Raw genomic sequence first — 12,290 nt, 5'->3', positions numbered from 1 at the left:
TTTATAACTCTGCAGAAGGTTCTGCGTCATCATTTTTATTATCATCTTTATTATCATTATTTTTTCCGGTATAATTCATTTTAACAATTGCTAAACCGGCAACAACTAAAGCAATAGGCCAAAGATCTGCAAAATCTAACCATGGCCATAGATTATCGAGCAAGAAAAATAATCCTATTACAATCAAAATAGAGCCTCCTATAATACTTCCATTGGACGATTTATTTTCTTTAGAATCATCATCAACAATTGTAGCTTCATTTTCCTCATTTGTTGAATTACCAAAACTATCTCCATATTCTGATTTGTCTAATGGAATAAATATCCACATTAATAAATAAATAATAAAACCTCCTCCCCCGCTAAAAAGTAAAACAATAAAAAGGATTCTAAAAATAAGCGGATCGGTTGTAAAATACTCACCTAAACCACCTGAGACACCTCCAATTGTTTTATCCTTATAACTTCTTCTTAACTTTTTTGGTTCCATGATAAATAATTTTTGTTTCGCTTCTATGACGTAGTTTTTTTATTGTGGTTACAACTATTATTTTTTCGTAATTTTACGGCATAAATAAGAATCAACATAAATTTATTTTAATATGTCAGGTCACAGTAAATGGTCAACTATAAAGAGAAAAAAAGGAGCTGCCGACGCAAAACGATCTAAGCTTTTTAGTAAATTAGTAAAAGATATAACAATTGCCGTAAAAGAAAGCGGTAACGATCCGGATAGTAATCCGCGTTTACGTTTAGCCATTACTTTAGCAAAAGCTGCCAGTATGCCTAAAGATAATGTTGCCAGAGCAATTAAAAAAGGTGACGATAAGGATGGCGCAAATTATGTTGAGCTAACTTATGAAGGCTATGCTCCTCACGGAATTGCCGTATTTGTAGAATGCACAACAGACAACACACAGCGTACCGTTTCTAATGTAAGAGCAATATTTAATAAATATTCAGGAAGCTTAGGAAAAAACGGCTCTTTAAGTTTTATCTTCGATAGAAAAGGCATTTTTTCTTTCCCTATTGGCGATTTAGATATAGATGAAATAGAACTTGAAATTATTGATGCCGGAGCCGAAGATTTTGAAATTGAAGATGGAATAGTTACTATCACCACTAATTTGGAAGATTTTGGCAATATGATGAAAAAACTTGAAGAGCTAAATATAGAGCCCGAAACAGCTGAGTTACAACGCATTCCAAATAATACAGAGTCTCTCGATGTAGAAACATCTAAAAAAGTATTAAGAATGATAGAAGCTTTTGAAGAAGATGATGATGTTGTTAATGTTTTCCACAATTTGGAAATGACTGATGATTTGCAGAAAGCATTAGAAGAAGAAGAATAAAAAAATAGTTGAAAATAAATTTCATTGTGCTTTTGAGTGTCGTTCTTTCCTAAAGTGTATATATAAAGAATAAGTTTATTCTATAGAATATTACCGATGTTTATTTTATACGGTTAAAATTGTTATATTCGTACACAAACTTTATCACCCTTCACACTCTAAGTCTATTTTAGTTTAATTTATTAATACTGTCTTAACTAGATACTTACTTATGAAAACAGCACTTATTACAGGAGCCTCAAGTGGTATAGGCAAAGAATTAGCTTTAGTTTTTGCTGAGAAGAAATACCGACCGGTTTTAGTTGCCAGAAGAGAATCGAAACTTATTTATTTAGCTGAAGATATAAAAAGAGAATTCTTTATCGATGCCATTGTTATTAGTTTAGACCTGTCTAAACCCGATAGCGCGGAACAATTGATGGACATTATCCGAAAGAAAAATTTATATATTGATGTATTAGTAAATAATGCGGGTTTTGGCGATTTTGGCGATTTTCACAAAGAAGACATCAACAGACTTGAAAGCATGATGCATTTGAATATGCTCACCCTAACCAAATTATGCAGGTTAATTGCACCTCATATGGTAGAAAATAACTTTGGACATATTTTAAATATTGCATCAACAGCTGCTTTTCAACCCCTTCCTAATTTTGCCGTATATGCAGCTACTAAAGCATATGTCCTAAACTTTTCCGAAGCTCTTGCATACGAACTAAAACCCTTAGGAGTCCACGTTACTACCGTTTGTCCCGGAGCAACACTAAGCGAATTTCAAGAAAAGGCAAAAATGAATAATTCTAATAAAATATTTAAAGGAGCTCCCCTATCTTTTGTAGTAGCTGAATTTGCATTTGAGGCTATGATGAAAAGAAAAACCTTAGCAATTTATGGCTCCAACAACCGTTTCTTAACTTTTATGCTTCGCTTTTCACCTCGCAAATTGGCAATTAAAGTTGCTGCTAAAATGATGAAGGATTAGTTTTTAACTAATTTCGTCGACCACAAAATAGCTTCTAACTCCCTTAGCATTACTGCTTTTTTCTGTTTAGGAGCATACATAAAACCGTCTATTGTAATAAGTCTGTTTTGAGATTCATCAACAAAAGTATAAGACAAGAACGGACCTCCCATAAAGTCGTTTTCTAAATCCCATAAACCACGTAATTCAGTTGCATAATAACCGTTAAAATTTATACGCCGACTTTGAACCGGAATATATTCATCAGAGATTTTCTGAAAAGACTCATCTGTTGGACCTGGAATTTTTACTTTAGTTAATAGATTTCTGCTTTGCTTAATTTTATTTGGATTAAAAACATTGGTATCAGAGTAGGGAACTGTATAAATTAATATATTCATAGAATTAGTTGTAGTCTCTTTTCTAATCCAAGCAAAATTATTTTCTAATACCGCTATTTGATACCCTTTTGGAATATTCATTTCCAAATTATATTTTTCGCGTAAATCGCGTACTGCATTTATATTTTTAAATCTTGAAGCATATGATTTAATAATCCTAATTCTCTCATTCTCTCGGAATAATTCAAGATTAGTTTTTTTATTTTTTTCAAACTCCCCGATAAATGCTTCAATGGATGGAGCATTTATTTTAACAACCATTTGTGGTGTTGCCCATAAGTCTTTTTTAGTTTCCGTATATGCTTTAGGAAATTTTTTGTTAATATCAATAATGAATAAGTTATGATGTGTTTTAAACATCTTCTTTTCAAGAGATTTTATATTAATGTTTACTAAATTAAATTCGGGTTCCGGAATAGATAAAACCGGCATATCTTGTCCAAAAGCAGCACGAATACTGTCGCCTATTTCACCTTCCCATTGTCCTAAATTTTGTGTGATAATAAGCATTTCGTTAGGACCTCCGGAAGATGGGTGTTTTCCTTTAGGGTTTTTAGAATCTTCACTACAGGAATTTAGGCTTAAAATGCCAGTAACAAATAAGAATAAATAAACGAATTTCTTTTTCATAGATTATTGTTTTACAAATAGAAAACCTTAATTGTTGAAATTATTATCTCGCTTAAAGAAGCAAATACCATTCCAAAAACAGGCTTTATTTACGAACGAATTTGTACTTTTAATTTCTGACCCGGTTTTAACCGACTTGAATTCCCCATTTTATTGAGTCTACGAATACTGTTAATTGTAGAATTATATTCTTTAGCAATATCCCAAAGAGTATCACCGGAACGAACAGTATGATATATTATTTTACTGTCGGATGAACTTGTTAAACTTGTTGTTTTTTGAGCTTCAGCTTTAATACGAAGCTGCTGTCCGGGACGAATTAAATTCCTGCTAATATTATTCCAAGCCTTAAGCTGAGAGACTGTAATTCCATATTTTTTTGCTATCAGTCCGAGATTTTCTCCCGATCTAACTTTATGAAATCCATTTAAAGATGTAGTACTTTGCTTCCGAATACCGGAAGTTCGGGGAGAGTTACCCGGACTATAAACAATTAACTTTTGTCCGGGATAAATACGTGAACTTCTGAGACCATTCCAAGCTTTTAAACGAGAAACAGAAGTACGATATCTATGTGCTATTAATCCTAAATTTTCGCCACTGCGTACAATATGAATACTTCTTTGTTTAGCCTGTTTTATTTTAGCCAACAATTTTTCACGCTCGATACCTTTTTTCGATTTAAAAGCATATAGGCTATCTTCATTTTCAATAAAATAATTTATATACTTACGAGGAAGACGAAGAATATATTTTTGACCATTTACAGCAGGTATAATACCTTCCTTATAAGCAGGGTTTAGGAATTTTACATCCTCAACAGGAAGATGCATAAATTCAGCTATTTGATCGAAAGAAATAACATCACGAACGCTAATACTATCAATCTGATTAAATAAAATCCCAGGATCTACTGGATAAATATTATGCTCTGCCGCATAATTAAACATATAGTTAACTGCGATAAAAGCCGGAATATATCCTCTTGTTTCGCGAGGCAGAAATGGCCAAATTGCCCAATAATTTTTTAATCCTCCTGCACGACGAATTGCACGATTAACATTTCCAGGTCCTGAATTATAAGCAGCTAAAACTAAATTCCAATCGTGATAAATACCGTATAGATCAAGCAAATACCGGCAAGCAGCGTCTGTGGCTTTATAAGGATCGTAGCGATCATCCACCATAGAATTTTGCTTTAGGCCATACATCTTCCCTGTAGCATACATAAATTGCCAAAGCCCTTTTGCTCCGGCACGACTACCGGCAGTTGGGTTTAAAGCACTTTCAACAATAGCTAAATATTTTATTTCTAATGGAATATTATATTTATCAAGTGCAGCTTCAAACATAGGAAAATAAATCTCTGCAAGCCCTAACATACGTGCTGTTTGATTACGGCCCTTTCCGGAATACATTTTAATATATCCTTTTACATGTTGGTTATATTCTAAATCGATAGGCGTTTGAGAATTCAAAACGCCAATACGTAAAGCATAAACAGAATCGGAATATACGGGACGCTCCTCAGCTTTAAAATGATGAACATTTAAAACGGCAGTATCCTTTTCAAAATGATAACGATCAAATATTTTAAGCGCAGCCAAACTATCTAATTGCTGTAATATTGCAGACCCATTTAGCATACTTAAATTTTCCGGGATAGTATCTTGATAGCCGAATTTGTTTTTAAAGAAATTAGCAAAAGCTAAAGTGTCAAATACCTGATTCACTTCACTTAAACTATCTGCACTTGGTTCAATTAAAGTATCATTAACTACTTCCGCAGATAAATCATTTTGAACAAGTTCATCTTGAGAAATATTCAGTTGAGCTAACTTCTCTTCTTTAGGCTTTGTACGATTTGTCTTTTTAGTAACACTTTTTATCTGGGTACAGCTTCCAAAAAGAATTCCAATAAAAAGAAGTAAAATAATATGAATTTTATGGTTGTACATTTATTGTTATCTTAATTTGATGGCAAAAATAACGAAAAACACTTGTCTGCGACAGCCAAATAATAAGAATATCCTAATTGTTCTTAAAATATAGTTTGCTCTTATACCTGTATTAAATTATTTCTAATTGCAAACTTGACTAAATCAACTGTGGTACGCAGATTTATTTTTCGCATAATATTGTTTTTATGACTTTCGACAGTACGTATACTAATAAATAGTTTATCTGCAATTTCTTGATTTGTAAAACTTTCTGCAAAAAGTTTTAACACATCAATTTCTCTTTCCGACAGAGCTTTCATCGGTTTACTAAAAGCTTCGTCTTTATTCTCATTTGCCTTTTTAATGTACGAGTTCAAAAGAATTTGTGTAACGGATTTGCCATAATAATCGTATCCGCTTCTTAGAGTATAAACAGCTTCTATTAATTCATTCGCATTAGTATTTTGTGTTAAAATACCTTTAGCTCCTGCTTTTATTACCTGCAAGACAAATGATTCCTCCGTAGATAAACTCAACACCAAAATTTTTGCTCGTTCAAAATTGCGATTAAAACGCTTAATACTAATTGCTTCTTCAGCACTTCCCAAATGAGCAACAAATAAAATAATATTAGGTTGAATTATCCTTCCGTTTGCATCAAAGTTTGGAAGTGATGACAAAGTGGTTTCAACCAAAATGTCTTTTGTAGTATTAAAGAGTGCTTTTAAGCTTTCTGCAATTATAGGATATTCGTCTTTTATTAAAAGGCTAATCATTTATCTGCTTTTTTAAACGTATATGCATCAAACAAATATACGATTTTGATTATACGTGAGCGATTTATTCTTTCAGAAAAATTGCCTAAATTGTCAGCTGTTTATATAAAAACAACAAGGTTATGGCAAAACATTACCATCAACAAAACGAACTGCAATCAATTCCAAAAGAAGAATACCTAAATGTTTTGGCTTGTTTGAACGAAATGACAGCTTTGTTAAAAGAGCGAAAATCAACTGATTTGCTACTTCAACAGATTGCCAATGCCCTGCCTAATTATTTTCAATATCCAATTTTTACTATTGTTCATATTCATTTTGATGGTCAAGATTATTATTCCGGGACTCCTAAACCTGCAAAAAGTCATTTAAAAGAACGTTTTAGAACCGTACAAAGAAAGATTGGTTTTGTTGATGTTCAATACATCGAAAATTTTGGAGAAGCTGCATACGGACCATTTTTAAATAGTGAAAACTTACTCTTAGAAAAAACTGTATCTCGTTTAGAAGGATATCTTAACAGCTTGGAAGCTCGAGATAAAAATGAAATGGAAGGCGATTATGTTAGCATTCCGCCAAAATCTTATTTCCCCGATCAAAGTATTGCAAACAAACAATTACTTCAGCGTTATTTAAACCGAAGCAACTATGCACGCGATATTTACCACGATTTAATGCCATTTAAAGTAAAAGAAATTTTACTTATCGCTAATCTTTACGATGCCTATAGCATAGAAAAAGAGGGACGATTCTCCGAACAAGTTTTGGGAAAATATTATCAACTTAATTTAACTTCAGTACCTCGAATTACAGGAGTATCTTCAATTGAAGAAGCTCTAGATGTATTGAGTGTTAAGCATTACGATTTAGTAATTATTATGATGGGTATAGATAGGCAAATGCCCGATAATTACAGTAAACGTATAAAAAACGAATACCCTTATGTTCCCATCTTTTTACTCTTGAATAACAATCGTGATATTGCAGAATATAGTACACGTGAACATGAACATATAAATAAAGTATTTATCTGGAATGGTAAATCATCGGTGTTTTTCACTATGATTAAACATTTGGAAGATAAGATTAATATTGAAAATGACACCACTAAAGGTTTAGTTCGGGTTATTTTAGTTGTTGAAGACGACCCTAAGTTTTATTCTCTTTATCTGCCCATGCTTTATAATATTGTAATGGATCAAACAAGACGTATTATTGATGATGTTAGCACAGATGAATTGTATAAAGTCCTTCGACTACGCGCCAGAGCAAAGATTATCCTCACTAAATCTTATGAAGAAGCAATTGAAATATTTAACAAATACAAAGAATTTTTCCTCTGCCTTATTACCGATGTTAAGTTTTATAAAAACGGCAAACTAAATAGTGAAGCAGGATTTAGTCTTGTAAATCACATTCGACAGCAAATTAAAGATTTACCCATTATTATTCAATCATCAGAAGAAAATAACAGAATAAAAGCAGAGGCTTTAAAAACATCTTTTATAAATAAAAATTCGCCCAATTTATTTCAGGAATTCAAACAATTTATAATGAAATATCTGGGATTTGGTAACTTTTTTTATAAAGATAAGGATGGGAATCAGATAGCCATTGCTCATACATTAAAAGAGTTTCAAGAGCAGTTATTTTTAATTCCGGATGAGTCATTAATTTATCATGCCAGCAAAAATCATTTTTCACTTTGGCTCAAAGCTAGAGGCGAAATACAAGTTGCCCGAATAATTAACCCTGCTAAAGTTGCCGATTTTAAAGACGGAGAGAGTCTGCGTAACTACTTAATAGAAACCATTTCTAAATTTAGAAACGAACAAAAAAAAGGAAAACTAATACCATTTGAAGAAGATAATGAAATACTTGATTCTTCGAATATTGTTATCCTTGCCGATGGAATGTTAGGTGGAAAAGGACGCGGCTTGTCTTTTTTCAACAGTCTATTATATAATTTCGATTTCACAAAAATTTTACCTGATATCCATATTTTAATCCCCACTACCTTAATTATTGGAACTGAAGAATACGATCAGTTTTTGGATAATAATCAGTTGAGGGAAAAAATGAAGAACACAAATTCTTATAATCAAATTAAAGTTCTGTTTATAAAAAGTTTAATAAGTAAGGAATTAATTACAAAATTATTCCGCGTAGTATCACTCGCAACAAAACCCTTAGCTATTCGTTCTTCAGGTTTGTTAGAAGACAGCTTGTCTCAGCCTTTTGCAGGTATTTTTGATACCTATATCTTACCTAATGATCATCCTGATATTCAGGTACGACTAAAGCAATTGACAGACGCTATAAAACTGGTTTATGCTTCTATTTATTCCGACACTTCAATTTCATATGTAGAAGCCATTAATTATAAAATTGAAGAGGAGAAAATGGCAATCATAATTCAAGAAGTTGTTGGAAATCAATATAATAATGTATTTTATCCTCATATTAGCGGTGTTGCTCAATCATATAATTATTATCCTATTGGACATATGAAGCCGGAAGAAGGCTTTGCAAATATTGCATTAGGGCTAGGGAAATATGTTGTTGAAGGAGAAAAATCATACCGATTCTCTCCTAAATACCCTACACTTGAAAATTTCTCGAGTAAATCTTTACTTAAAAATTCTCAAGTTCATTTTTATGCCGTGCAAATGGGAAATAAAAACTTAGATTTACTTAAAGGAGAAGATGCGGGATTAGTTAAAATGGATATAATTGAAGCTGAAAGCCACGGCACTCTGAAACATTGCGCTTCCGTTTATGATGTAAATAACGATCAACTACTTAGCGGAAGTCATCATAAAGGTCCGAAAATTTTAAATTTTGCCAATATTTTAAAACATAATTATATCCCTTTGGCTAGCTCTCTCAAAATTGTTTTGGAAGTTGTAAAAGAAGCCATGGGAGCACCGGTCGAAATAGAATTTGCTGTTAATCTGGAAAAAGATGAATTGGGCAAAAGCAAGCTTTATATTCTTCAAATTAAACCACTTATTGGTAATGCTGAAGATTATAGCATAGATATGGAAAATGTCGATAAAGACAGTCTGCTACTTTATACCGAGCACGGAATGGGAAATGGTAAAGTAGAAGATATTTACGATTTAATTTATGCTGATATCAATACTTTTGATAAGAGTAAGACCAATGATATGGTTCGCGAAATCAGCACCCTAAATCAAAAAATGAGAGAAGAAGGACGAGAATATGTTCTTATTGGACCAGGAAGATGGGGTACTCGCGATCCGTGGATAGGAATCCCCGTTTCCTGGCCACAAATATCAATGGCTAAAATAATTGTTGAAACAAGTTTGGATACATTTCCTCTTGATGCCAGCTCAGGCTCACATTTCTTTCATAATGTAACAGCTGCTGATGTTGGATATTTCTCAGTACAAGCAGGTGAAAAAACAGGAAATATAAACTGGGAGAAACTCGAAGCTATTAAGCCTATTGAACAAACAACTTATTTTAAACACTTACGTTTTAAAAAATCACTCTGTATAAAAATGGACGGTAAAAAGCGTATCGCAATAATTGATTGGAAAACAAAAAAATAATTCGACTTTATTGATTATTTTTGGCTGTAAATAATAAAGATTGTCAGGTGCTAATAGAAATAGAACGTAAATTTTTAGTTAAAGGTGATTTTATTGGTCAAGCCAAAGAAAGTCTTGATATTATTCAGGGCTATTTATCTTTAGATAAGGCGAGAACGGTTCGTGTTCGTATTCAGAATGAAAAAGCCTTTTTAACCATTAAAGGCAAGACAAATGCGAGTGGATTATCGCGCTTTGAATGGGAAAAAGAAATTGACACAAAAGAAGCGAAGGAACTTTTAAAACTGGCCATTGGAAGTTCAATTGAGAAAATACGTTATCGTATTCCTATTGGAAATCATATTTTTGAAGTAGATGTATTTTCTGGTGAAAACAAGGGACTTATCCTCGCAGAAGTCGAATTACAATCCGAATCAGAAGCTTTTGAAAAACCAAAATGGCTGGGCAAAGAAGTAAGCGGAGATCCTCGTTATTACAATGCCAATTTGGTTTTGAATCCTTTTATCAAATGGGATAGAGCTTGATGTAATTATCCCTACGAAGGTTCTCCATTATCCCTACGAGGGTTTTAAACCCTCGTAGGGATTGAATTATTAGCAAATCTAATTAATCATAAAACTTCTTCATTTCGAATGGAGTGTAATGAAATGAGAAATCTCATTCCAACTTAAAATGAGATCTCTCCTCCATTGCATTCCGTCGAGATGAAGGGTCGCTTAGCTTTATTCGGGGCGCGACTTAAAGTCGCGCCCCGATTTCCCCTCGCTAATGCAAAAAGATGGTGTTGAGTCTGTCGAAAGATTACTTTTTAACTTTAACAATATTCAGCATCAACTCATCCAACTGCTCTTGTGCAACGGGCGAAGGTGAATCTATCATCATATCACGACCGGAATTATTTTTCGGAAAAGCAATATAATCGCGGATAGAATCGGAACCGCCAAACAAAGCTGTAATTCTATCAAAACCAAATGCAACGCCACCATGAGGAGGAGCGCCATACTCAAAGGCATCCATCAAGAACCCGAACTGCGCTTGTGCTTCTTCATCCGTAAAACCAAGATGTTTGAACATCAGCTTTTGCAATTCGCGATTGTGAATACGAATAGATCCACCACCAATTTCCGTTCCGTTAATAACTAAATCGTAAGCATTTGCTCTTACTTTTCCGGGATCGGTTTCCAATAAAGCTATATCCTCTTGTTTTGGACTTGTAAATGGATGGTGCATAGCATGAAAACGTTCACTATCTTCATCCCACTCCAAAAGTGGAAAATCAACTACCCAAAGAGGAGCAAACTCATTTGGCTTACGCAATTCCAAACGATTACCCATTTCTAAACGTAATTCACCCAATTGTTTGCGAACAGCATCAGTATCACCTGAAAGAATTAACATTAAATCGCCGGGTTTAGCATCAAAACGATCGGCTATTGCTTGCATATCTTCTGTACTATAAAATTTATCTACCGATGATTTAAAACTACCATCGGTATTATATTTTATGTAAACCAAGCCTTTAGCTCCAATTTGTGGTCTTCTTACAAAGTCGGTTAGTTTATCTAATTGCTTTCTGGAGTATCCTGCCAAACCGTTAGCGTTAATACCAACTATCAATTCTGCTTGATCAAAAATAGCGAATCCTTTATTCTGTGTTAGCTCATTAAGTTCTACAAAACGCATTTCAAAACGAATGTCGGGTTTATCAGAACCGTAATATTTCATAGCATCGCTATATTCCATACGTGGAAATTCACCAACATCCAAACCTTTAACTTCTTTAAAAAGATGACGTGTCAATCCCTCGAAAGTATTTAGAATATCTTCCCTATCGACAAAAGCCATCTCACAATCAATTTGTGTAAATTCAGGCTGACGGTCAGCACGTAAATCCTCATCGCGGAAGCATCTTACTATTTGATAATAACGATCGTAACCGCCTACCATTAAGAGTTGCTTAAATGTTTGCGGCGACTGAGGCAAAGCATAAAATTCGTTGGAATTCATACGCGAAGGCACAATAAAATCGCGCGCTCCCTCAGGAGTAGATTTAATAAGATATGGCGTTTCTATTTCTAAGAAACCTTGTGCATCGAGATAGTTACGAGTAGTGATAGCCATTTTATGACGTAACTCTATAGCTTTACGCAAAGGATTTCTGCGTAAATCCAAATAGCGATATTTCATTCGTATTTCTTCTCCCCCGTCGGTATCATCTTCAATAGTAAATGGAGGCAATTTAGATTTATTCAATACCGCAATTTTTTCTACAATTATCTCAATATCGCCGGTAGGCATTTTGGCATTTTTATTACTTCTTTCTGCTACTAATCCTTCTACTTGAATTACGTATTCACGACCAAGTTTCCTTGCTTGTTCGCATAATGCAGCATGAGTTTCCATATTAAAAACTAACTGAGTAATACCATAACGATCGCGCAAATCTATAAAAGTCATTCCTCCTAAATCTCGCGAGCGTTGTACCCAACCACTCAGTTTAACATTCTTATCTATATCTGAAATTCTTAATTCTCCACATTTATGTGTGCGTAACATAGTACAAGGTTTTATATCTTCTTATTTTAAGGCTGCGAAATTACTTATTTTTCTGATTATGTACTTCATTATTGACAAATGATTTATGTGGAT

At 33.5% G+C, this 12,290-nt stretch carries 9 protein-coding genes; 4 read left to right on the top strand and 5 right to left on the bottom strand.

Annotated features, from left to right (window positions below; genetic code table 11):
* Position 1 precedes the first annotated feature (1 nt).
* Positions 2-490 (bottom strand): PspC domain-containing protein, encoded by a 489-nt coding sequence (locus J7K39_08430; protein ID MCD6179917.1) that lies wholly within the window; start codon positions 488-490, stop codon positions 2-4.
* A 112-nt stretch (positions 491-602) separates the two neighbouring features.
* Between J7K39_08430 and J7K39_08425 the strand changes: the two genes are divergently transcribed.
* Complete coding sequence (locus J7K39_08425; GenBank protein MCD6179916.1) at positions 603-1,355, top strand: YebC/PmpR family DNA-binding transcriptional regulator; 753 nt, start codon at positions 603-605, stop codon at positions 1,353-1,355.
* A gap of 211 nt (positions 1,356-1,566) precedes the next feature.
* A complete protein-coding gene (locus J7K39_08420; GenBank protein ID MCD6179915.1) occupies positions 1,567-2,337 on the top strand; it encodes an SDR family oxidoreductase in 771 nt (256 codons plus the stop codon).
* Here J7K39_08420 and J7K39_08415 read toward each other — a convergent pair.
* From J7K39_08415 to J7K39_08405, 3 genes are all read right to left on the bottom strand, one after another.
* Entirely contained in the window at positions 2,334-3,347 is a 1,014-nt protein-coding gene (locus J7K39_08415) for a DUF4837 family protein (protein MCD6179914.1), read from the bottom strand. The genes J7K39_08420 and J7K39_08415 overlap by 4 nt on opposite strands.
* Before the next feature lie 89 nt (positions 3,348-3,436).
* Positions 3,437-5,305: a LysM peptidoglycan-binding domain-containing protein gene (locus J7K39_08410; protein MCD6179913.1), complete on the bottom strand. Its 1,869-nt coding sequence runs from the start codon at positions 5,303-5,305 to the stop codon at positions 3,437-3,439.
* Between the two features lie 101 nt (positions 5,306-5,406).
* Positions 5,407-6,063: a response regulator transcription factor gene (locus J7K39_08405; GenBank protein ID MCD6179912.1), complete on the bottom strand. Its 657-nt coding sequence runs from the start codon at positions 6,061-6,063 to the stop codon at positions 5,407-5,409.
* Between the two features lie 122 nt (positions 6,064-6,185).
* Between J7K39_08405 and J7K39_08400 the strand changes: the two genes are divergently transcribed.
* Together J7K39_08400 and J7K39_08395 are read left to right on the top strand one after the other, a co-directional pair.
* A complete protein-coding gene (locus tag J7K39_08400; GenBank protein ID MCD6179911.1) occupies positions 6,186-9,641 on the top strand; it encodes a pyruvate, phosphate dikinase in 3,456 nt (1,151 codons plus the stop codon).
* Between the two features lie 47 nt (positions 9,642-9,688).
* Positions 9,689-10,165: a CYTH domain-containing protein gene (locus tag J7K39_08395; protein ID MCD6179910.1), complete on the top strand. Its 477-nt coding sequence runs from the start codon at positions 9,689-9,691 to the stop codon at positions 10,163-10,165.
* Positions 10,166-10,442: 277 nt separating this feature from the next.
* On the opposite strand, the gene aspS is transcribed toward J7K39_08395, so the two are convergent.
* A complete protein-coding gene (gene aspS, locus J7K39_08390; GenBank protein MCD6179909.1) occupies positions 10,443-12,197 on the bottom strand; it encodes an aspartate--tRNA ligase in 1,755 nt (584 codons plus the stop codon).
* Positions 12,198-12,290 lie beyond the last annotated feature (93 nt).

The sequence above is a fragment of the Bacteroidales bacterium genome (genome assembly GCA_021157585.1).
In the GTDB taxonomy this organism is placed as follows: Bacteria; Bacteroidota; Bacteroidia; order Bacteroidales; family UBA12170; genus UBA12170.
The sequence above is the reverse complement of the archived record's forward strand: the minus strand, read 5'-3'. Positions and strand labels throughout refer to the sequence as shown.

Coding starts and splice junctions, on each gene's coding strand:
- aspS (MCD6179909.1), bottom strand. CDS start 12,197: ATGTTACGCACACATAAATGTGGAGAATTAAGAATTTCAGATATAGAT.
- J7K39_08400 (MCD6179911.1), top strand. CDS start 6,186: ATGGCAAAACATTACCATCAACAAAACGAACTGCAATCAATTCCAAAA.
- J7K39_08415 (MCD6179914.1), bottom strand. CDS start 3,347: ATGAAAAAGAAATTCGTTTATTTATTCTTATTTGTTACTGGCATTTTA.
- J7K39_08405 (MCD6179912.1), bottom strand. CDS start 6,063: ATGATTAGCCTTTTAATAAAAGACGAATATCCTATAATTGCAGAAAGC.
- J7K39_08420 (MCD6179915.1), top strand. CDS start 1,567: ATGAAAACAGCACTTATTACAGGAGCCTCAAGTGGTATAGGCAAAGAA.
- J7K39_08410 (MCD6179913.1), bottom strand. CDS start 5,305: ATGTACAACCATAAAATTCATATTATTTTACTTCTTTTTATTGGAATT.
- J7K39_08425 (MCD6179916.1), top strand. CDS start 603: ATGTCAGGTCACAGTAAATGGTCAACTATAAAGAGAAAAAAAGGAGCT.
- J7K39_08430 (MCD6179917.1), bottom strand. CDS start 490: ATGGAACCAAAAAAGTTAAGAAGAAGTTATAAGGATAAAACAATTGGA.